We start from the raw sequence: 25,750 nt of genomic DNA, 5'->3' as shown, positions 1-25,750 counted from the left end.
TGCGAGCCTCATTATGGCGACGTCAACACCAATACCGGGCCCAGCAATATCACTACACAGCACGCGGCCACACTTTACAAACACGACTGTAGTACTAGACACGAATGTATTTAAAGGCTCCTTAGAGCGCTATCGAACAGCTATCAATTTGGAGTTCCGTTCAACGAACCGATAAGTGCCCGTTTTCGCGGAATGTCCTTTAGAAACACTCCATTGATGCTACATGATTGGAAAATAGGTAATGGAAAACAGAGGGATCTTGGCAGTTACAGGCGGTGCAAGTGGCATTGGCTTTGAAGTTGCCCGACAGTGGCTAAATGGTGGCGGCAAAGTGTTGCTCTTGGACATGAACGTCGAAGCGCTGGCTGGCGCTGTCCAAGTATTAGGAAAAGATGCAAGAGGCATTCAGCTTGATGTTACAAATCGAGAGTCGGTTGAAGAGGCGTTTGCGGATATCTCGCAAACCGAAGGGAAGCTCAATGGCCTAGTGAATTGTGCTGGTTTTGCTCGGCACGCGCGAGTCGATGGTCTAGACGATGCAGATTTTGCGAAAGTGCTTGATGTGCATCTAGGAGGGGCTATGCGTGTTTGTCAGGCAGCCTACCCACTGCTCAAATTAGGTAGCCAACAGAATGAAACTGCCGCTGTAGTGAACGTATCCTCCGTTGCAGGAATAAATGGTACACCTGGACGTGGGAGTTACGGTACGGCGAAAGCCGGGATTCTTGGGTTGACCCGAACTCTTGCGGTCGAATGGGGCCCCGATAGCGTTCGAGTGAATGCGGTTGGCCCTGGCCCCACGCGAACAGCGCTAGTTGATGAATTGATAGGAGATCAGCAGATCCGCGTTGACCCCCTGACCAAACGGACCCCCCTTGGACGTATGCCAGTCGTTGAGGAAGTAGCTTCACCTATTGTGTTTTTGTGTTCAGACAAGTCTAGCTTCGTCAATGGAGCCTGTCTGCCTATAGACGGGGGCTTGACTATTGATGGAAGCTGGTATGACTAAAGGTCCGTTATCCGCATAGGGATCAGTGTTCAATCCGTCACACGGCAGGAAAACAAGTATATGACGGCCGCTGACAGAAGCCAGTGACCTGATGCGTTCAGCAACCACGAGTCGAAGTCGTCGCGATGCTGGGATTGTCACTAGAATATTCATTGCTTTGGGACAACAGATCTGTTTGGATTACTACGGCCGAATCGTTGGGTTCGAGTTCGAAGATCTGTGGGTGCTCGGATGAGGCTATCGTCAAAAGACGCTGCCTACGGTGGTGAGATTACCGGTAGGTCGAGGCGAACAAGTCCCAAGCTTTCCGCGGGGACCGATGGCAACGGCAACCCATTCTGTGTGTGACCGCAGCATGGGTCAACCGCAACGATTCACCCATACTGCGCTCGTCAAGTTTTTGAGACAAGTTTCTTCGATTATTTTTCTGGTTATGCGGCCAAGAGTTCTTGGTCGCAAATTTGGTAGGTGGTCCAGGCGTGCATGGGCGAGTACCGCGATACCATGTAGCCGGTCAGCTTCAGCGAAGGTGGTCCAGGCGTGCATGGGCGAGTACCCGTCTGCGCGCTCGTTGGGGCGTCGTCGGTTGTACCAAGACTCGATGTAGCCAAGGATGGCAGCTTCAGCCGGTAGGTTCAATCGGTGGTTGCAACACTGCCATTTTGTATTGATTCTAGCTGCTCGGCGAAGACTTCTGCCGGGGTTCTAAAGCCTAGGACTTTACGTGGTCGGTTATTGAGCGCCAAGGCGACGGATTCTAGATCGTGGGCCTCCCAGCGGGAAAGATCGGTACCTTTGGGAAAATATTGCCGTAACACGCCATTGGTGTTTTCATTGGTTGGGCGCTGCCACGGTGAATGCGGGTTGGCAAAGAAGACTTTGGTCCCGGTAGCATGCGTGAAATCGGCATGGGCAGCTAGTTCTGTTCCGCGGTCCCAGGTCAGTGTCTGGCGTAGTTGCAACGGCAAACGCGTCATTGACGCTTGTAGTGCGAGATTCATAGCTTCCGCACCGTAACCGCTAAGTGCTGGGCCGTTTTTGACTCGTGGAGTGTCGCGCCAACCTTTGAGCCGAGGCAAATGCACCAGCAAGATACTACGACTGGATCGTTCGACCACGGTGCCGATTGCTGAGCGCCCTGTGCCGATGATCAGATCGCCTTCCCACTGTCCAGGGACAGCCCGATCAGCGGCCTCTGCTGGTCGTTGAGAGATCACGACCTCTTCGGTCACATGGCCATGCGGTGAACTCTTCGAACGGGCTCGGGGTTTGCGCAATGCTCGACGGGTGCGCAGCGCTGCGACCAATTCACGTTTCAGTGCTCCGCGGCCTTCGATATACAGGGACTGATAGATCGCTTCGTGGCTAATACGCATACTCTCATCATCGGGGAAATCCAGGGGTAACCGGTTGGAAATTTGCTCTGGGCTCCACGCAATTGACCACTTCCGATCACCTCGATGCGGTTTATTGAGGCCTTTCCACACCGGTGTCCTCGGCCCCGAAACTACCGTGCCATCCTCGTGCTGCAACTGTCCTGCCAGGCGGTCCTGGACGTAGTCACGAAGCCGTGGATTCTTTACCATCTTGGCCACTTTGGGGCGCTTGGCAGCTTGCTGTGCTTTCCACTGCGCAACACCTGCTCGATAGACAGGTTTGCCACCCCGGGTGGCGGCGTTACGCCGTAACTCGCGTGAAATCGTCCCGGGGTCACGGCCCAACCGACGAGCAATTTCACGTACCCCAACATCTTGAGATGTTAGGATCGCGATCTCCTCACGCTCATCGAACGACAAATACCGGCCGACCGGCTCATCCAAACGAATCGGTGTCATCCCACCAGCATGCCGGAACCAGCGGATGCCCACTGGGCTTGACACACCCACTTGGGCTGCTGCTTCGACAGTCGTAATCCCGGTGGCTATCAATCGCCAAAACTGCCGCTGCACCGCACGCGACGGCTCTGGCCGCCCAGGGGAACGCATTGGCGCACGCAACGCCCGATCTGCCGCCCACTGGCGCCGCGCACCTGCTGGCTTGTCCGATCTCGCCATGTTTTTCTGTCCCACCACACACCTCCACGTTCAAGGTGTTGCGACGACCAGTTGAATCCGCCCAGTACCGAAGGCGAACCCCTCGCAACAGGCACGCCGCTCCGTTGGTGGTGAAAGGCACCAATGCCAGGCGCACCCGTGGGTTCAACGAGCTGCTCATCAACACGGCACGGCGTGTTATCGTCAACGTCGCCTTCATCGCGCTGGCCAATGTGATTATTAGTGTCCGTCGGCTCTTTAAGGGAGGTCTGGACAACTCAGCGAGGGGCGCCCAACCTGCCTGCAAAGCCCTGTCTTATTGGCGTATGTTCTTAACGCTTCTTTCCACCTGAGCAGCAATGTCTTGAGCGGTATTGAACCAAATTTAAGCGCTCTGGCGATAGCTGAATCGAATCAAGTCGTACACAATGTAACGAGAGTGACGGAGTCTCCAGTTAGTCCAGCCCTAAGAATTCTTTGATCGCCGGGAGTTCTCGCCTCGCCTGGGCCAGTCCAAGGGTGTGCGCAGCGTTGAGTTTTTCCACATTGCGCTCGCCGTTGGCCACCGGCATGACATCCGGGATAAAGAGGTATGCTTTGCCCTGGCGTTGCAGTTCGAACAGTTGTTCTTTGGTTTGGTTATACCGCCACCAGCGGGTGATCAGCGCATCGGCCACTGCAGGATATTTGCGGAAATAGGCGCGGTAAAATTTTGGGAATTTCTCGGGCTGTTTGCGGTACTCGTTTTCCCGCGTCATGATCACCAAATACCGCTGGTAACCGTGTTGCTGGGCAATCGAAATTGGGACGCCACCGTCGGTTCCCAGTGCACCATCCACATAGGTGCGACCATCAATTTCGACCGGAGGCATCACAATCGGCATCGTCGATGACGCGCGAACCTGGCGCATCAGATCCGGCATCGTTGGGGCGTCGTCATTGCCCCACCACACGGTTTCGCCAGAGTCGATATCGAAACCGCCGACCCTAAACTGTGCAGGGTTCTGCTGGAACGTGTCCCAATCAAATTCCAACGGCATTCCGGGATAGCCCGCGTGCTCATAAATGTACTCTGCGTGAAACAGCCCCTTGCCGCGCAAAAACGTGCGCCAGTCACCAAAATTCGGGTCGGCCGCAAAATCGGTGAATGACCTGCGCGCTCGCGGGCCGTCTTCTGACAGGTAGTTGGCGGTATGGGATGCGCCTGCCGAAATCCCAGCGACAAACGGTGCGTGAATGCCCTCTTCGAGCAGGGTAACCACCATGCCCGAGGTATAGGAGGCGCGCATGCCGCCGCCCTCAAATAACAGTGCCGTCTCATTCAGCAGATTGGTGTGCTCCATCCCTCTAGCCTAGAACACGGAGAAGCATCGAGAAGATTGTGTGTATTGTGTACATAGTTCGTGACCGAATTAGTCGTGGACACTACATAGTGTCCTGGATCATAATGGTCATCAAAGTATCCGCCATGCATCATATAGGTCTCGAGGAGTAAATAAATATGCCAACCACGTCAACGCAACACTGGGACGAAACCGTCGATCTGGTCGTGCTAGGTACCGGGGCAGCGGGGTTGTCTGCCACGCTCACCGCAGCGAGTCGTGGTGCGAGTGTAGTCACGATCGAAAAAACCAAGCACCTCGGCGGAACCACTGCGTATTCGGCCGGTACCTGTTGGATCCCTGATAATCATTATCAGCGCGAAGATGGCAACACCGATGATCGTGCCCGGGCTGAACGTTACCTCGATGCTGTTGTGGGGGATAAGGCGCCGCGTGAAGGCTGGCAGGCCTACCTGGAGCACGGTCCGAAGATGCTGCAAGACATGGCTGAACTCGGGGTGAACTTCATGCGTTCGCCTGCGGTCGTTGACTATCATTCGGAACTGCCGGAAACCGGAAAAACCGGCCGCGCCCTCGAGCCAGAGCCGTTTGACGGCCGGAAACTGACGCGCTCCCAGTTCCGTCGAGTGCGTCCTCCGGTTCAAGAATTTGCCCTGATGAAGGGCACGCTCATGCTGCGCCGTGCAGAAGTCGCCAAACTGTTGAAACTCTTTGACGGTCGCATCACCGAGCGCGCTTCGGCTGTAGCATTGGCGGCAAAACTCGGGATCCGCTGGGCCATTGATCGTCTGAGTTATCCGCGCGGAACCCGTTTAGTCATGGGTAATGGGCTGGTCGCCAATATGTACCATAAGGCCCTGGAATACGGCGTGGACTTTATGTTCGAGACCACCACACAGCAACTGGTCACTGACGCCAACGGCGCGGTCATCGGTGTGGAGATCACCCAAGACGGGACGACCCGGCGCATTGCCGTGCGCAGCGGCGTCGTCCTAGCCGCCGGTGGCTTTCCTCAGAACCCTGAAATGCGCGAGCAATTTATGCCCTCGCCAACGCCACAGTACTCGCGTGCTGGCGAGGGCTCGACCGGCGATACGCTGAAACTCGCCCAGAAGGCCGGCGCTGCTGCAGGCCGAGATGATGGCGAGAACGCGTTGTGGTTCCCCAGCTCTATAGGTCGCAGGAAGGACGGCTCCCAGGCGGTCTTTCCTCACATTTGGGACCGCGCTCGACCCGGGGTGATCGCCGTTGACGCCAACGGCCAACGATTTGTGGACGAGTCAACGTCGTACGACCAGTTTGTTCGGGCGATGTTTGCGTCGAAAGATCAAGCGGCCATCCCAGCCTGGCTGGTCGTGGATTCGAAGACCCTAGCTAAATACGGGTTGGGGATGATTACGATGCCACACCTGCCACGCTTTGCGCTGCGCCACTATATTCGCTCGGGCTACCTGTTCGAAGGCAAGACCTTGCCCGAGCTCGCCGAGCAGATCGGCGTCGATGCCACCGGACTCAAGGCGACAGTGAACCGCTACAACGGCTTCGCTAAGATGGGCAAAGACGAAGATTTTGGCAAAGGCGAATTACTCTTCGGCGCGGTTGCCGGAGATCCGGCGCATAAGCCCAACCCCAATATTGGCCCGATCCAACAGGGCCCATTTTATGCCATCGCCTTGCACCCCACACCGCTGGCGAGCTCCTATGGTGTCCTGACGAACGCTCAAGGCCAGGCAGTCAACGAGGCAGCAGAACCCGTGAGCGGTCTCTATGCGGTAGGTAATGATGCAGCATCGGTGATGGGGTCTGAATATCCCGGAGCCGGAGCACAGGTTGGGTCGGGTATGACCTTTGGTTGGGCTGCAGCTCAGCACGCTCTGGGTGCCGCACCGCTCGTCGATAGTATGGGGGAGTACAACGAAACTCTGCGGTAAAGGAGATGGGGCACATGGAGATCCGATGGCTGGAAGCCTTTATTGCCGTTGCTGAAGAACTACACTTCGGTAATGCAGCCATTCGATTGCGCATGGCCCAGTCGCCACTGAGCCAGACAATTCGGAAGCTGGAACGCTCGGTTGGGACCACGCTCTTTATTCGCAGTACACGTTCGGTTGAGCTGACTGCGGCCGGCCACGCCTTTTTGCCGCATGCTCGTGGCGTGATGGAAGAACTCCAGTTGGCCCAGCAGTCAGTCCAGGTGCCCGAGGGCGTGGTCTATGGCAAGCTCACTCTGGGATTTACCGGTGTGCTCAACCACATGGCCTTGCCGCTCCTCACCCGGGCGCTTCGCGATGCCTACCCACAAATCGAGCTGAACCTTGTCGGTCGCGTCATGACCCAGGACGCGGTGTCTCAGCTTGAATCCGGCACCATGGATATCGCGTTCGTTGGGCTCCCCACTGATTCGATCAACACCGAGACGCGATTGATTATGGCCGAACCGTTCGGCATGGTCGTGCCGGCCAATCATCCCATGGCGGATGCCGAGCGTCCCAAGCTCGATGAGTTTGCCGAAGAATCATTCATTACCCCGCCGATTTCCGCGGGCTCGGTGCTCTATGAAGACACGATACGCGCGTGTGCGGACGCTGGGTTTCAGCCGTATATCGCTCAACAAATTACCGACCCGTATATGAGCATGATGCTCGTGGCTGCCGGTGTAGGCGTCGCCTATCTGCCCGACGGGATCGAACACGTTGTGCCGCCGGGCACTACATTCGTCCCCTTGGGCGGTGAGCCTGTTTTCATGAACCACGGTTTGGCGTGGTCAAAGAATCGTGGGTCACAGGCGCGCGATGCCTTCTTGGAGTTAGCGCGCGACGTCCTACCCTAGATTGTGTTGTTATTGCACATAGTCTTAGAGGATCTAAGTCGTGGACAAACTAGGTGTAGTCAGACACGCTAGATGGTGATCTCCAATACGGAGCTGGAAAGGACCACCATCATGACTATGAAGCACACATTCGATGACGACCCACAGGTTAACGTCGTGCAACAACCGGATGAGTCAGGGCCGAACCTGACGACAACAACGCCACAGGCCCGACGTGCCGCCATGTCGGGTTTCTTAGGCAGCGCGCTGGAATACTACGACTTCTTCATCTATGGCTCAGCCGCAGCGCTCGTCTTTTCGCATATCTTCTTTCCGGGCGATGGTGCCAACTCAGTGCTGCTATCCATTTCCACCCTCGGGGTTGCCTACGTGGCTCGTCCACTCGGGGCGGTGATGTGGGGCCACCTGGGCGACCGCTTCGGTCGAAAGAAGACCCTGATGGCCTGCCTGCTGCTCATGGGAGTCGCAACCTTCCTCATTGGCGTGCTCCCCACCTACCAACAGGTCGGCATTCTTGCACCGATTTTGTTAGTTGTCTTGCGCCTGTGCCAGGGCCTGTCGGCCGGTGGTGAATCCCCCGGCGCAGCATCCCTGTCCGTCGAGCACGCTCCTGAACATCGTCGTTCCTTCTTCGCCAGCTTTACCGCAAGCGGCATCATGCTCGGTATCGTCTTGGCCACGCTCGTCTTCATCCCCGTCGCGATGCTGCCCGATGAGCAGATGATGAGCTGGGGCTGGCGCATTCCGTTTCTGATCAGTGTGCTGCTAACCTTCGTTGCGGTCTGGATGCGCCGGGCACTCGAAGAACCTGAAGCATTCGAAGAGGTCGAAGAAGAGCAACAAACCAAAGGCCCAGAAGTGCCAATGGTTGTATTGTTCCGCGACAACCTGCCAGCCCTGCTGCGGGTTACGTTCTCGTCAACCTTCACCATGATCAACACGATGGTCAACGTCTTTGCCCTTGCCTACGCGGTGGAAGTGGGCATCGACCGAACAACGATGCTCGCCGCCATTGCCGTATCGAACTTTGCCGCGGTCATCACACAACCGCTCTATGGTCTGCTGGCAGATAAGATCGGGCGCAAACCCGTCTTTATTACCGGTTCTGCCGGTGCCGGCGTGATGATGTTTGTCTTCTTCTGGGCCATCAGCACCGGAGATGTCTCCTTGGTCTTTATCTCATCGATTGTGATGATGGGTGGCTTTTACGCTGCCTCGAACGGTATTTACATGGCTGCGTTCCCAGAGCAGTTCCCAGCCAAGGTGCGCTATTCCGGCATGGCCATCGGTCTGATGCTGGGGCTGCTGGTTGCTGGCTTTACCCCGGCAATCGGTACCATGCTGACCGGCGACGACGCCACGAACTGGCTGCCGGTTGCCATCATGTCTGCGGCATTTGCCATCGGATCCGCCATTATCTTTGCTACCGGTCCAGAAACCTACCGCACGCCGACGAGCCAGTTAGGTATGACCCCGGCCAAGAAAAACGCTGGCCTGAAATGAGCAACACTGGCTATCGGATCGGACTGATCGGTGACCATATCGGGACTTCGCATTCGCCCGGCATACACCGGGCGGAAGCGGCAGCCCACGGGCTCAGCGATTTCCGCTATGAACTCATCGACCTGGCCGGCCGGCCGATCACCGACGATCAACTCGGTCAGGTACTCGAAGGCTACATCGCTGATGGGTATACCGGCTTCAACGTCACGCACCCGCATAAACAAGCCATTGTGCCTTTCCTCGATGGGCTCTCTGATGCAGCGCGCCGGCTCGGTGCCGTCAACAACGTAGTGTACGAAGCCGGCGGTTGGGTCGGTCATAATACCGATCACAGTGGTTTTCTTGCCGGGCTGCACCGCATGCTTGCTCCCGAGGCCGCACGGGACACGGCGGTGCTCTTCGGTGCAGGTGGCGCCGGGGCCGCGGTAGCCAGCGCGCTCGTCGAATACGGTGTGCGACACCTCTATGTCATCGACACGGATGCTGGCCAGCGTCAGCGTCTGGCAGACGTGCTGACACCAGCGCTGCCGTCGGGTGTGGTTTTAGAAACCGGCGGTCCTGATAGGGCCGACGCCTGGGTGCCGGCCGCCGATGCGGTCATCAACGCGACCCCGATCGGTATGGACTATTTGCCCGGCACCCCGTTCGATACCCGGCTGCTGCAGTCGCGCCATTGGGTAGCGGACGTGATTTATCGTCCCGTGCAAACCGAGCTGCTCAACGGTGCACAACAGTTGGGCTGCATCACGGTCAACGGGACGGCGATGTTGGTCGAACAAGCCGCTGATACCTTCGAATTACAAACCGGGCTGACGGCGAATCGTCAGCGGATGCGCCAGCACCTTACTGAGACGTTGGCCGCATCGGCCAATTAACGGCGACTCTGCCAGCACCGATACATCAGGCGAAAGGACTACCGTGGCGAATTCTCGTTCCGGCGAATCTGTTGTCGAGCGTGTGGTTCGCTTGCTCAGTGCCTTTGAGCGCAGCACACCTCGTTTGACCACGAGTGCGCTGGCACGCGAGGCTGGACTACCAGCCAGTACAGCGCACCGGTTGGCCACAGAACTGTGTGAGGTTGGTCTGCTGGACCGAGATAGCTGTGGAAATTTCGGTATAGGGACCCTCATGTGGGAGCTGGCCGCGCGGTCGAATCCGCTCGAAGAATTTCGTCAAAGGGGCCGCCCGGTGCTCGAAGGGATTCAAGAAGCAGTACGACAACATGTCTCTTTGTCAGTGCCAATGTTTGAGGACTACACAGTGCTGTATTTGGAACGCATGGACAGACACGGCACGGTCGAAAACCTTGCCGAAGTTGCCGGGCGGCTCAACATGCATTCCACGTCGGCGGGATTGGCGATCCTCGCCAACGCCCCGTATCACGTCCAAGAAGAATTCTTGGCTCAAGATCTCCCGAAATCCACGGTGCGGACCGAAACGAGTCCCGGCAGAATCCGTGCCCATCTCGCGGGGATTCGCGAACGCGGTTTTGCACGACTCGCGGGAGATCTGGTGGCCGAAAATGTTGCCTATTCGGTGCCGGTGCGTGGTCAGAGTAATGCAGTGATTGGTGCGATTAGCGTGGTCACCTCTAGCGATGAAGACAATCATCAACTGATCATTCCGGTCCTGGCGGCTGCTGGGCGAGCGTTATCCCGGATGATGGGTTCCGAACATCGCCCGTATTCGGCTCGTCGTTGGCCAAAGCAGCAGCCCTAGCACGTCCGAACTATTAAGGACCGTCCACGTCAGAGGACATATCCGAAGATCAGATCCCATTGAATGGGCGGAGCGACGTTTCGGGAAGTGATTCAGCCTACAGTCGTTTGTGATGGTCGGCAAGAATAACGTCGAGCCGCCGGGAAGGGGACCACCATGCACAACAAAATGAGCGCCGTGGCGGCACCACTGCGCGTGGGGATCGTTGGTTGCGGCAATATCAGTAGTAACCACCTCCAGGCGTACGCCGAAGTTGACGGTGCTGAGGTCATCGGGGTGTGTGACGTGGATATCGCACGTGCTCGCATGACCGCGACGAACTGGAATATTGAGCACGCGGTGGATTCAGTCGAAGCGCTTCTGGCACTCGACCTCGAAATGATTTCGATTTGTACGCCACATCCCACTCATGAAGCTGTTGCGATTGCCGCGGCCGCAGCCGGTGTACACGTCCTGTGTGAAAAGCCCATCGCCGTGGATATCGCCAGCGCCCAGCGCATGGTCGATGCCTGTGCAGCCGCAGGTGTAAAACTCGGAGTCCTTTTCCAACGACGGTTCTGGCCTGCAGCGCAACAACTGCGGTCGCTGATCGACGACGGCACGCTCGGCGAACCGAAACTCGGCCACGTCGCAGTGCAGCTGTATCGCGCACCAGAGTACTATGCCGCCGATGCGTGGCGCGGAACCTGGGACGCCGATGGTGGGGGAGTGCTAATGACCCAGGCAATCCACTATCTGGACTTGTTGCAGTGGTACATGGGCCCGGTCGCCCAGGTATACGGCCGCATCAACACGTATAAACACGGCGACAACATTGACGTCGAAGACTCCGCCACTGCCGTGCTGCAATTCAGCTCGGGCGCGATGGCTACGGTCAACGCGACGACGGCGACCGATCCGGGTCTCGGTGTCCAAATTCGCCTGACCGGCTCGACAGGTGCAACCGCTGAACTCACGGAATTTCCCGAAGGCACCGACGGACGACTCACCATCCGTACGGTTGAAGACCGTATTGACGCCACCCTGGGGCATCCGGCCGATCAATACCCCAATATCGATCTGGCCCAGATCAATGGCGGGCTCATAGCGCACCATCAGGCTCAGATCGTCCAGTTTGTCGAGGCAGTGCGAGATGACCGCGCTCCTGCTGTTACCGGTACTGATGCCACCAACGCCTTGCGTATTCTGCTGGCCATCTACCACTCGGCACAGACCAACAAGCCCGTCGACTTTGCACCATTACCCGCCGCTCCGCAGGTCCCAGACGAGATGCTTGACCGTCTTGATATTGCCGCCACGCCGCTGGCCCGATAGAACACACGAAAGAGAACGCTATGAACCGAACCACCCAACCTCTTGGGCTTGCCCAACTGTCACTGCTGGATGTTGCTGCACCGCAGCTCATTCGCTTGGCCGCCGATGTCGGTTTCGACTTCATCGGGGCACGCGTCCGGGCCGTGACAGGCAACGAGCCCGTCTATGATTTTCAACCCGGTTCCCCACTGCTTGCCGAAACGCTGGCCGCCATCGATGAAACCGGAGTGACCGTCGGAGACATCGAATTTCTCTTAGTCGACGGCAGCGACCAGCGCGACGCCTGGTTGGCCATGATGGAAGCGGGCCAGGCCCTCGGAGCCAAGACCATGACCGTTGCCGCAAGCCTGGAAAACGAAGCACAGCTGACCGATCTGCTGGCACAGATGACCGAGGACGGACGGCAATTCGGGATCATGCCAACACTCGAGGCCATCTCATATCAGGCCGTGAACACGCTGCCTCAGGCAGCACGCATCGCCCGGGCCGCCGGTTGCCAACTGGTAGCCGACACCTTGCACCTGTCGCGCGTTGCAACCCCGACCGAGCAGTTAACCGAATACGCCGAACTGATCCCCATGCTGCAGCTGTGCGACGGACCGGCCAAAGTGCCGGCTGATCGTGACGGACTCGTGCTCGAATCGCGAAGCCAACGTGGCGTGCCTGGCGATGGTGAATTTGGGCTGTCTCACTACGTGGCCGCGTTGCCTGCCGAGACGCCCCTGAGCGTTGAAGCTCCCGCCGATGCCACCGTGGCACGGATTGGCCACACAGCGTGGGCTGAGACATTGAAAGCCGGACTCGACCGGGTCATCGGTGACGCCACTGCGCTGCGCGAAGCGGTCGGACAGTAAAGGAGTAATGGCATGACATCCCTGCGCCAAGACGCAACGATCCAGCTGACAGATCACCTCGCCATCCCGGCCATCGGTCTGGGGACCTGGCCCATGGAAGGCGACGAAGCTTACGACGCCGTGCTCCGTGCGATCGACAAGGGTTACCGCCACATCGATACGGCCACCAACTACAACAATGAGGACGCCGTTGGCCGCGCCATCGTCGACACCGACACAGATCGCGACGACCTCTGGGTGACCAGCAAGTTCAATCGTGATGGACATGGGCGCGACGAAGTGAAACAGGCCTACGCTGCATCATTGCAGCGCATGGGACTCGACTACTTGGATAGCTACCTCGTGCACTGGCCGAACCCAGACCAGCACAAGTTCGTCGCCGCGTGCGAAGGGCTCCAGGAGCTTGTCGATGACGGGAAACTGCGCAGCTGGGGTGTCTCGAATTTCAAACCAGCCCACCTCGATGCGGTCTATGCCGCCGGGTTGACTCCGGTCATGAACCAGGTGCAAATCGACCCCCATCACCTGCAACCAGCACAGTTGGCCCACAACGCCAAATATGAACTGATTACCGCCGCGTACAGCCCACTAGGCCGTGCCGGCGAATTCCTCGACGACCCAGCGGTTACCACCCTGGCAGAAGCATACGACAAAACCCCGGCGCAGATCGTATTGCGCTGGCACCTCGATAGCGGTCGTATTGCCGTGCCGAAATCCGCCGATGACACTCGGCAGCGTCAAAACCTTGAGGTATTCGATTTCCACCTGACGCCAGCAGAAGTTGCCGCAATTGATGCGCTCGATACGGGTGCCGGTCCGCGCCTCGACGCCGACGAATTTGGACACTAAAGGATGAACACCATGACCACCACGTCTCAAGATTTCACCGACACCACCGTCGATGTGCTCGTCATCGGCTCCGGCGCCGGTGGACTGGCAACCGCCGTCACCGCTGCTTACCATGGCCTCAGCGTGCTGGTGATAGAAAAGGCTGATGTGTGCGGCGGCGCCACCTCCTTTTCCGGCGGCTGGGCATGGACGCCCGGCAACTCACTTGCCAAAGCCGACGGCGTGCATGAAGACACCGAGACCTTCCGCACGTACCTGCGCAATGCGATCGGTGAAGACTACGACGAAGATCGGGTGGATGCCTTCCTCGAAGCCGTGCCACACATGGTGGATTTCTTCCAATATCGCACCTCCCTGCAATTCACCCCCGGCACAGCGATCAAGGACATCTACGGTGACCTTCCTGGCGCCGGGACCGGGCATCGCTCTGTTGGTCCGGCACCCTACGACGCACGTGAAATCCGACCAGAGCTCCGCAAAAAAATGCGGCACCAGCTCTATGCCACCAGCTTTTTGGGTATGGGCATTATGGCCGGTGATGACCTCAAGAAGTTTTTGTCAGCCTCTCAGGGCGCGGTCACCGGGTTGGTCCATGCGACGAAACGCGTGACCCGCCATTTTGCTGATTTGGCCTTCCACCAGCGCAATATGCAGTTGGTCAACGGGACGGCTTTGACTGCACGGTTGATGAAATCAGCCGACGATCTCGGGGTCGAATTCCGAGTCGCCACGAGTGCCGAAAAACTGTTGACCGATGCCACGGGCGCAGTGACCGGCGCTGAAGTCGTATCCGGCACCAACCGATACACGGTCACCGCGAATGCCGGCGTCGTCCTCGCCACGGGTGGGTTCGCACAGAATGTTCGTCGTCGGGCGGAGTTGTTCCCCAACACCCCGACCGGCCAGGCACACTGGACCCTGACGCCACCAGAAGCGTCCGGCAGCGGCCTGGATATGGCTCTGGAAGTCGGTGCGAAATTCAATACCGATGTCGCATCACCGGCTGCATGGTGTCCTGTCTCTTTGATCAAATATCCGAATGGCACGACCGGCACGTTCCCACACATCATGGATCGTGCCAAACCGGGCAGCATCGGTGTGCTGGCCAACGGCAAACGCTTCGTCAACGAAGCCAACGGTTACTACGATTACGTTGCCGCTATGTTTGACAACACCGCAGATGGCGAAGAGGCCGCCTCCTGGCAGATTGCCGACTCGCGCTACGTGCGGAAGTATCCATTGGGCATGGCCAAACCACTCCCGGTACCGCTGACCCCGTATATCGCCAACGGCTACCTCATCAAGGCCAACACGCTGGCAGAACTCGCGGAAAAGTGCGGTATCGATGCCGATAACCTCGAGTTGACAGTTGCCCAATTCAACGTCAACGCCCGTGCAGGTGTTGATCCTGAGTTCGGACGCGGAGCAACGGCTTTCAACCGCTCGGGCGGCGATCCGAAGGTCGGACCGAACCCCAGCCTTGCCCCAATCGAAAAGGGACCGTTCTATGCGGTCAAGGTTCGCCCCGGCTCCTTCGGCACCTTCGCGGGCATCGACGTCGACTCCTCGGCTCGAGTACTCTCCGAATCCGGAGAAACGATTGAGGGGCTATTTGCCGTCGGCAACGATCAAGTTTCGGTCATGGGTGGGCACTATCCCGCCGGTGGTATCAACCTCGGGCCCGCACTGACCTTTGGTTATGTAGCCGCACGCGAGCTGGCAGGCGTCAGCGACTACGAAGTCACCCACCCGGTGATTCACTAAACCTTCCGATACGCACACCGCGTATCGGTCAGCAACATCAACAGATACAGGAGTTCAGTTATGAACATCTATGCAATCAACTACAACTACGACGACGCGACCGCAGCACAGCGCGACGAAATCCGCCCGGTTCACGTCGAATTCCTCAAGAGCCAGTTCGAAGCCGGTCGACTGCTCGCCTCGGGCCCGGTCGATGACGGTGCCGGTGCACTGTTGATCATCACCGGTGAAGACGAAAACGATGCACTGCAGTTGATGGACAACGATCCATACACCAAGAACAACCTCATCGCCGAACGCGGCATCCGCAAATGGGGCGTCTTCTTCGGCAAAGAAAAACTGCTCGGCGAATAATTTAGGAGGAAGGGATCCCCTATGCTTCGCGCTCATACCGTTGCTCGACGCACCATCGAACTTCGTGAGGAACCTGATCCGGTCGTAACCGACGGTCACGCTCTGGTTCGGGTGCACCACGTAGCCCTGTGCGGCACCGATCACTCCATCTGGGACGACAACTACCCGACAGAACTCCCCATGGTCCAAGGCCACGAGTTCGTTGGCGTGATCGAACAGATCGATGCACAAGCCTCCGATCTGGCCGTTGGCACTCCGGTCGCTGTGAGTCCGATGGTCTACTGCGGCACATGCGGCCCGTGTGCAGCGGAGCGCTATAACGTGTGCGAAACCATTTCGTGCCTGGGCTGCTATGAGGACGGCGCACTGGCTGAACTCATCGCGATGCCGGTCGAAAAGCTCCACCCGCTACCGTCGGACATGCCGCTACGGTTAGCCGCGCTAGGGGAACCCGGATCGATCGCCATGCAAGCCGTCAACCGCGGCACTCCACAGCCCGGCGAAACCGCACTGGTGCTGGGCTGTGGTCCGATCGGTCTGCTGGCCACCTTGTTTTTGACCGAACGCGGCGTCAAGGTCATCGCGTCTGATCTGGACGAACACCGCATGCAGTTGGCCCGTGACTTCGGTGCGGTCGCTACCATTGCCGCAGGTACCGACCCATTTCTCGATACCGCCGGTGCCGATGTGCTGGCGGAGCATTGCCCGTTGGGTGGCCCCACGCTGGTCATCGAAGCAACCGGTGTGCCGGTCAGTTTTGAAAATGCTGTGCGCCTTGCCGCGCCGACCGCGCGCGTTGTTCAGGTGGGTATCTCCACTGCGGTGGCCGCACTGTCGATGCGCGACGTACCCTTCAAAGAGCTCGACATCCGTGGGAGCCGCAACTCGCTGAACCTCATCCCCCAAGCGCTCGAAGTGCTCAATTCCCGCCAGGACCTGGCGTATAAGTTGATCACGCACAGCTTCGGCGTAGGACAGTTGTCCGAGGCCTTTGAAACCATGGAAGATCCGACGGCACAGGTCGGCAAAATCATTATCGATATGCCGGTGGCCAACCAGGCCAACGCTGACGAACAATTTCTCGAGGTCAATTACTCATGATACGTACCGAAGAATCTGCTTTTACCCAACCGAGCGAACTGGCAGACCGCTACGACGTGGTGGTCATGGGCTCGGGTGCTTCCGGCCTGACCGCCGCCGTCCGCGCAGCTCACGATGGCCTGCGGGTCGTCGTGGTCGAAAAAGACGCCAAACTTGGCGGTACAACTTCCGCGGGTGGCGGTGTGATTTGGGCTCCCGCCAACCACCTCGGTGCTGCTGCAGGTTATGAGGATTCCGAACAAGCAGGTATCGATTATCTGACGGCCGCGGCCGGCGACATCATGGAACCCGACGACATCGCCTGGTATGTCACAACCAGTGGCGAAGCCGTTCGGTTCTTGGACGCCCACACGCGAGTGGAGCTGCTGCCGCTGACCCGACCCGATTACCACATGGAATGGCCAGGAGCGGCAGCCGGTGGTCGTAGCCTCGATAATGCTGCGTTTCGTGCCGACGACTACCCGGAAATCGCCGAGGTACTGCGCCAGCCCACATACTTTCCATTATTGACCATGGTCGAACGCGATGACCTCAACGGTCGCGCACCGGACCCTGCGCTGCTCAACGAACGTGCCGAGGCCGGGGTTCGCACCATGGGTGGTGCGCTGGCTGGCTCATTGACTGCCAGCGCACTGGATGCCGGGGTCGACATCGTGTTGGGCACGCCCGTGACCGATCTGCAACGTGGTCAAGATGGTTGGAGCGTCACCCTGGATGAGGCTTTCGTGGTGCGCACGGGGGCCGTGGTGATCGCTTCGGGTGGGTTTGAATTCAACCCGCGGCTTCGCGAAACGTTCCTGCCCTTGGATGTCACCCCCATCGGTGCTCCGTCAAATGAAGGTGACGGGCTCGAATTGGGCATGGCTGCCGGTGCCAGCCTACAGGACATGACGGCGGTGTGGGGCGTGCCGATCATTAATGCTCAGAATCAAACCTATGATGGCAAACCGACCGGACGCATGGGCAACGTAGAGATGACCCTACCCGGGTCGATCTCTGTCAATCAGGCCGGTCGCCGATTCGTCAACGAAGCGCTGAACTATCACGACGCGGCGCGGGTCTTTGCCAATATCGACCCGAATACCAGCAAGGCCGAAAACAACCCGGCCTGGTTGGTCTTCGACCACACATTCATGTGCAAATATCCGGTCGCCGGATCAACCCCCGGAGACGCACCAGACTGGATGCTGTCGGCATCCACTTTGGCCGAGTTGGCTGAGCTCACCGGTATCGAGCCCGAACAGCTGGCCGAAACGGTTGAGCAGTTCAATGCCGATGCCCGCACCGGTGTCGACACCGCGTTTGGTCGCGGCTCGACTGCACAGGATCGCCACCTCGGCGATGCTTCAGTGGAACCAAACCCGTGCATGGCCCCGTTGGAGACCGGCCCGTACTATGCTGTGCCATTGCATGCCGGGGCGCTGGGCACCAGCGGTGGGCTGGCCACCAACCACGACGGCCAAGTGCTCGACCGGTTCCAAGAACCCATCGCCGGACTGTATGCTGCTGGCAACGTATCCGGCGGGGTATTCCGCAACACCTATCCGGGCGGTGGCGCAACCTTAGGTTCTGGCGTCACTCGCGGATTTGCCGCCGGTAGTCACATCGTCTCGGTGTTGGCGCCGGTCGCGTCCTAGCCCGAACACACTCATGACCGCAACGGCCCGGAAAACTCGGGCACCGTTGCGGTCATTGTGTTTTAACGCCGATATTATGGAACGTTCGAAGAGAATCGACTAGTATTCTTTAGCTCAGATTTGCGGCGTTTACTCATCTGCCGCAGTGGAGGGAATAGCAGCGCAGCCGCAGAAACGATAAACAGAATCATAGCGATTGGGCTCTGCAGAAATGATTCCCAACCACCTCCGATCAATGTACGTCGTAGGTTCGATTCTGCGAGAGGTCCGAGAATAAGACCTAGGACGGTTGGTCCTGCTGGGAATCCAAAACGCAGCATAAACAACCCAATTAACCCCATGATTAACATGACAGCGACATCAAAGACAGAATTGCTAATCGAATAGGTCCCTACCATACAGAACACAAGAATGATGATCCATAAGTACGCTTGATTTAGTTCAAGTAATTTCACCATCGACTTCATTCGCAGCAATGAGAGCGCCAAAGACAGCACCGTCGCGATCGTCAAGATTGCGACCAGCGAGTAGACCATCGATGGATCCGACGCGAACAGTCCAGGGCCCGGCTGGATACCCCAGATCATCATGGAACCAATGAGCACTGCCATAACGGAGTCTCCTGGAATGCCCAATGCCATCGTCGTCGTGACGGACCCGCCAAGCGTGGTCGTTGTTGAAGTATCTCCAGCCATAAGGCCTTCAACGGACCCTTTGCCAAATTCGTCTTTATTTTTCGACATCCGACGTGCGTTGTCCCAGCCAATAATCCCTGAAATATCGCCACCCACGGCAGGCACTAGCCCGATAACTGAACCAGTAGCTGCACCAACCGCTGTGGGTTTAGCCAAACGCTTGGTTGTTGTTTTGTCTGGCCACCACTGACCCATTTGAGCAATGGGTTTGAGCTGCGAAGCGCGGGGGTTATGTGTGAGCATTTGATTCAGCACCTCGGCAACACCAAACACGCCGATGATGACTGGGATGAATGGGACCCCTGAGTTTAACTCGAGAACATCCATAGTGAAACGTGCATCGCCGGATACCGGATCGCGGCCAACGGCTGCTAAAAATAGACCGAAGCAGCCCGCAATGAGCCCTTTGATGATGCGTCCTGATGATACGCCGATCATCATGGTCAGCCCGAAGACGACGAGTGCAAACAGCTCGGCGGGGCCGAACGCGCGAGCGAATCGTGCCAACGGGATAGCTATGAGCGCTAATAGAACTACACCAACGAGCATCCCAAAGGCTGACCCGAAAGCCGAAATTGTCATTGCGAGACCTGCGCGGCCTTGTTTTGCTAATGGATAGCCATCAAATGTAGTTGAAATCGATGCCGGTGTACCGGGTGTATTTATGAGGATGGCTGGAACGCGATCGCCGAATTGTGCGGCCACATAGATGGTCAGCAGTACTGAAAGTCCCTGCATGGGTTCCAGCGTGAGCGTGAACCCTGAAGCCAGAGCCACGGCCATGGTCGCGGTGACGCCGGGAAATGCCCCGACGAGCATGCCGACGGGCATCCCCAGTCCGATGTAGAGCAGAGTGTCGAGCTGTAAAATGATGCCAAAGCCGTCTAACACAGCATTAGCCGTGACGACTGAAGGTCCGAAGAATTCAAGAAAGTTTGTCATAGCAAGTTAGGAGTCTTTCAGCCGAGGGGAACCCGGAGCAGAATAACGAATAGCACGTGCAGCACCGCTGCAATAATGCCGGGGAATACCAACAAGAGTTTCCAGTCTCGGAACCCAAAGAGCAATAATAAAAGAACGATAGTGACAAATGTGATGAGCCATAGTTGCAAAACGTTAAACATCGCCAAGTAGCAAATGAGAACTACCAGGGTGATAGCCAAGCGACTAAGACCCCACCCCGTGACGGGATTGGGTAGATCCTTGGTTTCGCGAGCGGGGAGAACATTGGTTGTCACCAGTAATACGCTTAGAAAATCCGCCGATAGGTGCTGTTGTTAGGGTTTTCGATCGGGCCGATTGTCCCAGCGGTGGGTGACCCATGCTTGGCGGATCAGGCGTCGGATGATGATGACCGAGTTGGCTAAGGCAATAAATGCGTCGTTGACGCAAGCTCGGCGTTCGGTGCAGATCAAGAGTTTTTTGAAGCCTCGGGTGTGCCAGGCATTGGTGCGTTCCACGACCCAGCGGGCGCCGGTTTGCAACGGTTCGCCCTTGGTGCTGATCTGCCAATCACAGCCCAACTCGGTCAGCAGTCCACGGGTTTTAGCCGAGTCATAGCCGGCGTCGAGGTGTACCGTGATGTGGTCTGGTAAGTGGAATCCAAACCGCGATAATTTCTCCAACGTGGGCTGCAGTAGCGGTGAATCGTTGCGGTTGGCTGGGGCCGCTACACAGCCAATGGGGATACCGTTGCCATCGGTCAAAACGGATCGTTTGGTGCCTTGCTTGCCCCGGTCTACCGGGGATTTGCCTGCGATTTCACCACCACAGGGGGCTTTGACGATGCATCCATCGACGCACAGATTTTCTAGATCAAGGCCTTCAATTCGATCGTAGGCTTCCAGACAGATCTGCTCCAAATTTTCGAAGATTCCTGCAGCGATCCACTCGTCGCGGCGGCGTCGGATCGTGGTGGCTGAGCAGGTGCTGTCGCTGATTTTTTCGTAGGCGGCACCTAACACCAGTACCTGGATGAGTTTGTCGAAAATCACCCGGTCGGCGACACGTGGCCGGTGACAGCCCAATGGATGATGATCCACGATTGGTGGGATCAGCGCTTCAAATTGGTCCCACAAGGGGTCCATGATGAATAATGGAAGGGCAGGCATAGGGATCTCCTGGCAAACGATGAATTCTGAACAAATCCATGTTTAACAGGCCCTATGCCTGCACTATATTTAAAGACTATTAATGACGAGCCGACAACGCCCTATTGGCGGATTTTCTTAGACAAATAAGTCCCCAAGCAAGCAAAGTTGGCCAAAAGCGGGGCCCTAGCTCGCCTATGTCGCGAACAACAATATCCTGAGTAGCTATGAGCAGGATGAGACCGCCACTCAATGATACGACGACGGCGATCCACTCGCGGACCCGGTTGGCGCGCTTAGTGGGCGAAACCGGAGGTGTAGGAGCCACCTCTGCGCCGGATGGGTCAGCAGGTGGGTCTTGTTCTATAGAGTCCTTGCCGACCATGATTTATCGATTCTTCCGAGCTTCGTTACTCACCCTGAGCGAGACGGATCCATGCCTCGTGACGTTCGTCTTCTTCAGCGATGAACTCAGCAAACTCTTCTGGGTTGGTTGCTACTGGAATGAGATTCGATGATTCAATCGTCTCCTCATAGTCCTCGCTTGCCGCAGCGCTCTGAATTGCTGTCGATAAAGTATCGACAACATCCTCGGGGGTGCCAGCTGGAACTACGAGCCCAGTGAAAGACGAATTTTGTACATCAATGCTGAGTTCTTCTGTGGTTGGTACGTCAGGGAGCTCTTCTAAGCGCTCGTCGGCGAGGACTGCTAGGTAGCGCATATCGCCACCGTCGACCTGAGCTTTCTGTGAACCTACGGCGTCGATAGAGAAATCAACGTCGCCTGCACGCGCGAGTTTGGAATGGAACTGCAGGTAATTGGACCGTTTATTCCGACTTTGGAGCAGGGCCACGTAGCGGCCGCTTTTGCTCTTCAGCAAGACTCAACCGCCATAATGGGATTAACGATCAGCTGGCAATTGTTATCATTCAATACTTGTTGGCTCAGGGGTACGAAGTGCCAAGAGATTTTTCGGTCACAGGTTTTGATAACACGCAAGCGGCGGAAATTATCCACACGGGCTTGACATGTCTGAATGCGCCGTTGCGACTCGCGGGACATAAAGCTGTTGATTTGTTGTTTGAACATTTGGCCGGAAGCAGGACTCCGCAGTCGGTTCGGTTGAACGCTGACTTGGTCGTGCGTGGGTCGACCGGTCAGGCGCCAGTCTCTTAGCGTTATCTGAACGCTGCTTCCGCGCGTATACCTGGGCGCGCGGAGTCGTCGCCGTGTCTGGACAAGACTCGGCTCAGGAATATTGCAGGGTTGGCCTATTAAGCCAGCCCGAGCTCAGTGACTGTGTCTCGTTCTTCGGATAGCTCGGTCGCGCTGGCATCCATCTTTGCCCGGCTGAAATCGTTGATCTCAAGATCGTGGACGATCTGCCAGTTGCCGTCTTGGGTGGTGACCGGAAACGAATACATCAAACCTTCTGGTATCCCATAGGAGCCATCGGAAACTACGGCCATCGAAACCCAATCACCTTCTGGGGTGCCGTGCAGCCAATCACGGGCAGCATCGATCGTGGCTGAAGCAGCTGAGGCCGCCGATGATGCGCCTCGAGCCTCAATAATGGCCGATCCGCGTTGGGCTACCGTGGGGATGAAATCATCTTCAATCCAGTGTTGCTCTACCAACTCTGCTGCACTGTGACCATTGATCTTGGCGTGATAAATATCTGGATACTGCGTTGCCGAATGGTTGCCCCAGATCGTCATGTTCGTGATCTCGTCGACCCTGGATTGGGTTTTGCGGGCCAGCTGCGCGAGGGCGCGGTTGTGGTCGAGTCGGGTGAGCGCACTGAAGCGTTCGGCCGGGATGTCCGGGGCATTGTTCATCGCGATCATCGCGTTCGTATTCGCCGGATTGCCGGTGACGCCGATGCGAACGTCCTCGGCTGCGACCTTGTTCAGTGCCTTGCCCTGTTCGGTAAATATCGCACCGTTGGCATCCAGCAGATCCTTGCGTTCCATTCCCTTGCTTCGTGGGCGGGCTCCGACCAGCAGGGCGAGGTTTGCGCCATTGAAAATATGCTCGGCGTTATCACCAAGTTCTACGGAATCCAACAGTGGGAAAGCGCAATCGTCGAGTTCCATAGCGACGCCTTCAAGCGCTTGCATGCTCGCCGGGATCTCTAAGAGACGTAACTGGACGGGAACATCTGGCCCAAAGAGCGCACCGGATGCGATGCGAAACAGCAGGCTGTAGCCGATTTGGCCAGCTGCGCCGGTGATGGCAATTTTTACCGGGGTGGTCATGTTCAAGCTCCTTACATCGAAAGCTATGTCTCAGCTTACGCTGGGTGACCAAAAAGCTGACTACTGTCAGCATTGAACTCGAAACAGCGCAGACATCAACGGCTTCCTCAGATGACTTCATGTCGAGTTATCCACAAAGGGCGCTGGCATAGTTTCATATCGGGGCAGAATGTCATAGATTCGCTGGCATATACGGTGATTCATAGGCACAATGGGAGTATGCACATGCCGGTTGAAGTGATCGAGACCATCATTATCGCCGCCAGTTTGTTGATAACTCTTGGCGGTGGGTTTTATGCTGGTTTCGCATGGTTGATTCGACGCAGTGATGCTCAAACGGTCCAGGAGCGGACCATGCTCATGGCCAAAATCGATGAGGTGGGGTCACAGGTTGCCCGGGCGCAGGCAAACACCGATGCACGGTTTGACAAGGTAGACGAGCGTTTCGATCGCATGGGCGAGCGAATTCATGACGTCCAGACAGAACTGACCGAGGTTAAGATTGCGGTCGCACGCTTTGAAGGTCCTCTGCAGCGACTTATTGTTCCCCGCTGACCTTTCTATTGGGCAGGTGTCGCGGATTGCTGCTTGCGCGCGTATGCTCGCGCTGCCCGCACCCTGTCCCCACATCGAGTCGAGCACCAACGACGCCGAGCGTGTGTGCGCACATAGAATCGATCGCACGGTGCGGATTCACACTGGGTTAGCAGGTCACTGTGTTCACCGGTGAGTAGCGCTGCTGCATCGTCGCTGACCAGGGCCATAGCGTGCTCAACCAGTTGGGTAACCGGGTGGATATGCTGGCGGTAAAATCCCTGCTGCTGATCATATTGTAACTCTGAGGCACTCGAAATCTTCTGCATCGAGTTGTTGACGGCTGCCAACACTGTGTCGGCAGGGACAGCGCCGCGAACTTTCGCGCTGAATAATTCCCGCAAGTGGACACGCAGCCCAGTCAACTGGTTCTAGCAATACGGCAGTAATTGGGTATCTTCGGGCACCAACGCATGACTGATGAGCCAGCCGGTGGCATCTTCTGGGCTGGCCAAACCGTCTTCGATTTCTTCGCCGGGCAACGTCACCACGGTGTTGGCCAGCTCGAGACTCACATACTGATCCGACCCGGGTGCGGGAAATAACGTAGTCATACCATCACGCAATAGAGTTACTTGTACCGTGAGGATTTGAAGTTGGAATCAACGCAACAGACCAGTACTGCGCCGTTCACTCTGTCGGTACTCGACAATGCACATACTGCCGTAGGGCAAACCGTGGAGGATGCCTTTGGCGAAGTGATCAACCTGGCTAAGGTCGCAGACCAGCTGGGGTATCAGCGGTTCTGGATGTCAGAGCACCACGCGATGCCCGGCGCTTCGACGTCGTCGCCGTAGCTCATGCTGGCTCGATTGATCGGCGAAACCACTAACATCCGCCTCGGGGCAGGTGGCGTCATGCTGCCGAACCACGCGCCACTGTTGATAGCTGAGCAGTTCGGCATGCTCAATGCGATGGCTCCGGGTCGCATCGACCTTGGGTTGGGTCGACCCCCAGGTACAGATATGGCCACCGCAGCAGCCTTGCGTCGTCATAAACATGCCAACGACAACTTCGGCGAACAGGTGGATGAGCTGCTGGGTTTCTTGCGCGCTGACTTCCCGTCAGGGCACCCATACCAGCACGTCCATGCCGTGCCGGGGCCATGGCAGAATGTCGAAAACCGCGTGCCAGCCGCAGGCCTTAGTCCAGAAGAGTGGATTCTGGGCTCCTCGACCTTCTCCATACACTTGGCCGCCGAGCTCGGACGCCCCTACGCCTTCGCTTTGCAGTTTGGCGACGCAGATGCCGTCAGCGCACTGCGTCTCTACCGCGAGCAGTTCCAACCTTCTGAAGTCCTCGCTGAACCCTATGCGCTGGTGAGTCTTGGGGTAGTGGCTCACGACGATCCGCATGAAGCTGCGCTCCAGGCGCGTACCGCTGGGATGGCCATGTTGCGGATGTTTAAGCGCGAGTCTTACAGTCTCCTGCCGCCCGAAGAGGTAGCAAACTACCCGGCAACGCTCAATGAGCGCCACGTCCTGGACGTTTACGATAAGCGGTTCGTCAATGGTACGGGCGCCACCGTTGCTGCTGCGCTAGATCGGCTCTATGAGCAGACCCAGGCCGATGAAATCATGCTTGTGACCATGGGCTCGTCGCGCGCCGTGCACGTGCGCACCATCGAGCTCATCGCGCAGCATTATCAGCTCGGTGTTGGCGTCAACAGCTAGGAGCCGGTGGGGCGGAGGGTCACTACACCGGCCGCCCTCAGGTTGTGGCGTTCTAAGTGGTGCCGAACTGAGGTACGAAAGTTCAACTCAGCAAAGTACGGCATGACGTAGTTGTATGTTCGTGGACAC

At 57.4% G+C, this 25,750-nt stretch carries 25 protein-coding genes and 1 pseudogene; 17 read left to right on the top strand and 9 right to left on the bottom strand.

The window, feature by feature from the left end:
* Positions 1-259: 259 nt before the first annotated feature.
* On the top strand, positions 260-1,009 hold the full coding sequence (locus ACYVJT_RS01950) for an SDR family NAD(P)-dependent oxidoreductase (RefSeq protein ID WP_343958532.1): 750 nt from the start codon (positions 260-262) through the stop codon (positions 1,007-1,009).
* Positions 1,010-1,644: 635 nt separating this feature from the next.
* On the opposite strand, the gene ACYVJT_RS01945 is transcribed toward ACYVJT_RS01950, so the two are convergent.
* Both ACYVJT_RS01945 and ACYVJT_RS01940 read right to left on the bottom strand, forming a co-directional pair.
* Positions 1,645-3,063, bottom strand: coding sequence for an IS30 family transposase (locus tag ACYVJT_RS01945; RefSeq protein WP_343958893.1), 1,419 nt, complete (start codon positions 3,061-3,063; stop codon positions 1,645-1,647).
* 434 nt (positions 3,064-3,497) lie between these two features.
* Positions 3,498-4,385, bottom strand: coding sequence for a patatin-like phospholipase family protein (locus tag ACYVJT_RS01940; protein ID WP_343958538.1), 888 nt, complete (start codon positions 4,383-4,385; stop codon positions 3,498-3,500).
* A 158-nt stretch (positions 4,386-4,543) separates the two neighbouring features.
* Between ACYVJT_RS01940 and ACYVJT_RS01935 the strand changes: the two genes are divergently transcribed.
* From ACYVJT_RS01935 to ACYVJT_RS01880, 12 genes are all read left to right on the top strand, one after another.
* On the top strand, positions 4,544-6,316 hold the full coding sequence (locus ACYVJT_RS01935) for an FAD-dependent oxidoreductase (RefSeq protein WP_343958540.1): 1,773 nt from the start codon (positions 4,544-4,546) through the stop codon (positions 6,314-6,316).
* Positions 6,317-6,330: 14 nt separating this feature from the next.
* The gene (locus ACYVJT_RS01930) at positions 6,331-7,215 is read left to right on the top strand and encodes a LysR family transcriptional regulator (protein ID WP_343958542.1); all 885 of its coding nucleotides are present in this window, start codon (positions 6,331-6,333) and stop codon (positions 7,213-7,215) included.
* Positions 7,216-7,326: 111 nt separating this feature from the next.
* The gene (locus ACYVJT_RS01925) at positions 7,327-8,718 is read left to right on the top strand and encodes an MFS transporter (protein ID WP_343958544.1); all 1,392 of its coding nucleotides are present in this window, start codon (positions 7,327-7,329) and stop codon (positions 8,716-8,718) included.
* On the top strand, positions 8,715-9,593 hold the full coding sequence (locus tag ACYVJT_RS01920; RefSeq protein WP_343958546.1) for a shikimate dehydrogenase: 879 nt from the start codon (positions 8,715-8,717) through the stop codon (positions 9,591-9,593). The genes ACYVJT_RS01925 and ACYVJT_RS01920 overlap by 4 nt, the downstream gene beginning before the upstream one ends.
* A 43-nt stretch (positions 9,594-9,636) precedes the next feature.
* Positions 9,637-10,437 carry an IclR family transcriptional regulator gene (locus tag ACYVJT_RS01915; RefSeq protein WP_343958548.1) on the top strand — a complete coding sequence of 267 codons (801 nt, stop codon included), beginning with the start codon at positions 9,637-9,639 and terminating at the stop codon, positions 10,435-10,437.
* A gap of 156 nt (positions 10,438-10,593) precedes the next feature.
* Positions 10,594-11,751 carry a Gfo/Idh/MocA family protein gene (locus tag ACYVJT_RS01910; protein ID WP_343958550.1) on the top strand — a complete coding sequence of 386 codons (1,158 nt, stop codon included), beginning with the start codon at positions 10,594-10,596 and terminating at the stop codon, positions 11,749-11,751.
* Positions 11,752-11,771: 20 nt separating this feature from the next.
* Positions 11,772-12,605 carry a sugar phosphate isomerase/epimerase family protein gene (locus tag ACYVJT_RS01905; RefSeq protein WP_343958552.1) on the top strand — a complete coding sequence of 278 codons (834 nt, stop codon included), beginning with the start codon at positions 11,772-11,774 and terminating at the stop codon, positions 12,603-12,605.
* A 12-nt stretch (positions 12,606-12,617) separates the two neighbouring features.
* Positions 12,618-13,454, top strand: a complete 837-nt coding sequence (locus ACYVJT_RS01900) for an aldo/keto reductase (protein WP_343958554.1) — start codon at positions 12,618-12,620, stop codon at positions 13,452-13,454.
* 12 nt (positions 13,455-13,466) lie between these two features.
* Positions 13,467-15,218: an FAD-dependent oxidoreductase gene (locus ACYVJT_RS01895; protein WP_343958556.1), complete on the top strand. Its 1,752-nt coding sequence runs from the start codon at positions 13,467-13,469 to the stop codon at positions 15,216-15,218.
* Positions 15,219-15,278: 60 nt separating this feature from the next.
* Entirely contained in the window at positions 15,279-15,572 is a 294-nt protein-coding gene (locus ACYVJT_RS01890) for a YciI family protein (RefSeq protein WP_343958559.1), read from the top strand.
* A 21-nt stretch (positions 15,573-15,593) separates the two neighbouring features.
* Positions 15,594-16,673 carry an alcohol dehydrogenase catalytic domain-containing protein gene (locus ACYVJT_RS01885; RefSeq protein ID WP_343958561.1) on the top strand — a complete coding sequence of 360 codons (1,080 nt, stop codon included), beginning with the start codon at positions 15,594-15,596 and terminating at the stop codon, positions 16,671-16,673.
* Positions 16,670-18,310, top strand: a complete 1,641-nt coding sequence (locus ACYVJT_RS01880; protein WP_343958563.1) for an FAD-dependent oxidoreductase — start codon at positions 16,670-16,672, stop codon at positions 18,308-18,310. The genes ACYVJT_RS01885 and ACYVJT_RS01880 overlap by 4 nt, the downstream gene beginning before the upstream one ends.
* Positions 18,311-18,384: 74 nt before the next feature.
* Here ACYVJT_RS01880 and ACYVJT_RS01875 read toward each other — a convergent pair whose 3' ends face one another.
* The 4 genes from ACYVJT_RS01875 to ACYVJT_RS01860 all read right to left on the bottom strand — a co-directional run bounded on the left by ACYVJT_RS01875 (position 18,385) and on the right by ACYVJT_RS01860 (position 21,976).
* Positions 18,385-19,947, bottom strand: a complete 1,563-nt coding sequence (locus ACYVJT_RS01875) for a tripartite tricarboxylate transporter permease (RefSeq protein WP_343958565.1) — start codon at positions 19,945-19,947, stop codon at positions 18,385-18,387.
* Positions 19,948-19,964: 17 nt separating this feature from the next.
* Positions 19,965-20,243 (bottom strand): tripartite tricarboxylate transporter TctB family protein, encoded by a 279-nt coding sequence (locus ACYVJT_RS01870; protein WP_425579880.1) that lies wholly within the window; start codon positions 20,241-20,243, stop codon positions 19,965-19,967.
* A gap of 39 nt (positions 20,244-20,282) precedes the next feature.
* Positions 20,283-21,116 (bottom strand): IS5 family transposase, encoded by an 834-nt coding sequence (locus ACYVJT_RS01865; protein ID WP_343958567.1) that lies wholly within the window; start codon positions 21,114-21,116, stop codon positions 20,283-20,285.
* Between the two features lie 389 nt (positions 21,117-21,505).
* Complete coding sequence (locus ACYVJT_RS01860) at positions 21,506-21,976, bottom strand: tripartite tricarboxylate transporter substrate-binding protein (protein ID WP_343958571.1); 471 nt, start codon at positions 21,974-21,976, stop codon at positions 21,506-21,508.
* On the opposite strand from ACYVJT_RS01860, the gene ACYVJT_RS01855 reads away from it, so the two are divergent.
* A complete protein-coding gene (locus ACYVJT_RS01855; protein ID WP_499418042.1) occupies positions 21,880-22,272 on the top strand; it encodes a substrate-binding domain-containing protein in 393 nt (130 codons plus the stop codon). The two genes, ACYVJT_RS01860 and ACYVJT_RS01855, sit on opposite strands and share 97 nt — an antisense overlap.
* A gap of 98 nt (positions 22,273-22,370) precedes the next feature.
* Here the strand turns inward: ACYVJT_RS01855 and ACYVJT_RS01850 are convergent, their stop codons facing one another.
* A complete protein-coding gene (locus ACYVJT_RS01850) occupies positions 22,371-23,354 on the bottom strand; it encodes a malate dehydrogenase (protein ID WP_343958574.1) in 984 nt (327 codons plus the stop codon).
* Between the two features lie 225 nt (positions 23,355-23,579).
* Here ACYVJT_RS01850 and ACYVJT_RS01845 point away from each other — a divergent pair, with 225 nt between their 5' ends.
* A complete protein-coding gene (locus tag ACYVJT_RS01845) occupies positions 23,580-23,909 on the top strand; it encodes a hypothetical protein (RefSeq protein WP_343958576.1) in 330 nt (109 codons plus the stop codon).
* A 5-nt stretch (positions 23,910-23,914) separates the two neighbouring features.
* Here the strand turns inward: ACYVJT_RS01845 and ACYVJT_RS01840 are convergent, their stop codons facing one another.
* Positions 23,915-24,064 (bottom strand): CGNR zinc finger domain-containing protein, encoded by a 150-nt coding sequence (locus tag ACYVJT_RS01840; RefSeq protein WP_499418041.1) that lies wholly within the window; start codon positions 24,062-24,064, stop codon positions 23,915-23,917.
* 21 nt (positions 24,065-24,085) lie between these two features.
* Positions 24,086-24,502 (bottom strand): annotated as a pseudogene (locus ACYVJT_RS01835) (ABATE domain-containing protein); the annotation flags it as partial.
* Positions 24,503-24,544: 42 nt separating this feature from the next.
* Here ACYVJT_RS01835 and ACYVJT_RS01830 point away from each other — a divergent pair.
* Positions 24,545-24,745, top strand: a complete 201-nt coding sequence (locus ACYVJT_RS01830; RefSeq protein ID WP_343958578.1) for an LLM class flavin-dependent oxidoreductase — start codon at positions 24,545-24,547, stop codon at positions 24,743-24,745.
* Between the two features lie 3 nt (positions 24,746-24,748).
* A complete protein-coding gene (locus ACYVJT_RS01825) occupies positions 24,749-25,621 on the top strand; it encodes an MsnO8 family LLM class oxidoreductase (RefSeq protein ID WP_343958580.1) in 873 nt (290 codons plus the stop codon).
* Positions 25,622-25,750 lie beyond the last annotated feature (129 nt).

Source organism: Yaniella soli (assembly GCF_054782375.1).
This window is presented reverse-complemented; position numbering and strand designations above follow the sequence as displayed.

Coding starts and splice junctions, on each gene's coding strand:
- ACYVJT_RS01935 (WP_343958540.1), top strand. CDS start 4,544: ATGCCAACCACGTCAACGCAACACTGGGACGAAACCGTCGATCTGGTC.
- ACYVJT_RS01920 (WP_343958546.1), top strand. CDS start 8,715: ATGAGCAACACTGGCTATCGGATCGGACTGATCGGTGACCATATCGGG.
- ACYVJT_RS01865 (WP_343958567.1), bottom strand. CDS start 21,116: ATGCCTGCCCTTCCATTATTCATCATGGACCCCTTGTGGGACCAATTT.
- ACYVJT_RS01940 (WP_343958538.1), bottom strand. CDS start 4,385: ATGGAGCACACCAATCTGCTGAATGAGACGGCACTGTTATTTGAGGGC.
- ACYVJT_RS01825 (WP_343958580.1), top strand. CDS start 24,749: ATGCTGGCTCGATTGATCGGCGAAACCACTAACATCCGCCTCGGGGCA.
- ACYVJT_RS01945 (WP_343958893.1), bottom strand. CDS start 3,063: ATGGCGAGATCGGACAAGCCAGCAGGTGCGCGGCGCCAGTGGGCGGCA.
- ACYVJT_RS01880 (WP_343958563.1), top strand. CDS start 16,670: ATGATACGTACCGAAGAATCTGCTTTTACCCAACCGAGCGAACTGGCA.
- ACYVJT_RS01905 (WP_343958552.1), top strand. CDS start 11,772: ATGAACCGAACCACCCAACCTCTTGGGCTTGCCCAACTGTCACTGCTG.
- ACYVJT_RS01900 (WP_343958554.1), top strand. CDS start 12,618: ATGACATCCCTGCGCCAAGACGCAACGATCCAGCTGACAGATCACCTC.
- ACYVJT_RS01890 (WP_343958559.1), top strand. CDS start 15,279: ATGAACATCTATGCAATCAACTACAACTACGACGACGCGACCGCAGCA.
- ACYVJT_RS01910 (WP_343958550.1), top strand. CDS start 10,594: ATGCACAACAAAATGAGCGCCGTGGCGGCACCACTGCGCGTGGGGATC.
- ACYVJT_RS01845 (WP_343958576.1), top strand. CDS start 23,580: ATGCCGGTTGAAGTGATCGAGACCATCATTATCGCCGCCAGTTTGTTG.
- ACYVJT_RS01885 (WP_343958561.1), top strand. CDS start 15,594: ATGCTTCGCGCTCATACCGTTGCTCGACGCACCATCGAACTTCGTGAG.
- ACYVJT_RS01925 (WP_343958544.1), top strand. CDS start 7,327: ATGACTATGAAGCACACATTCGATGACGACCCACAGGTTAACGTCGTG.
- ACYVJT_RS01895 (WP_343958556.1), top strand. CDS start 13,467: ATGACCACCACGTCTCAAGATTTCACCGACACCACCGTCGATGTGCTC.
- ACYVJT_RS01875 (WP_343958565.1), bottom strand. CDS start 19,947: ATGACAAACTTTCTTGAATTCTTCGGACCTTCAGTCGTCACGGCTAAT.
- ACYVJT_RS01930 (WP_343958542.1), top strand. CDS start 6,331: ATGGAGATCCGATGGCTGGAAGCCTTTATTGCCGTTGCTGAAGAACTA.
- ACYVJT_RS01850 (WP_343958574.1), bottom strand. CDS start 23,354: ATGACCACCCCGGTAAAAATTGCCATCACCGGCGCAGCTGGCCAAATC.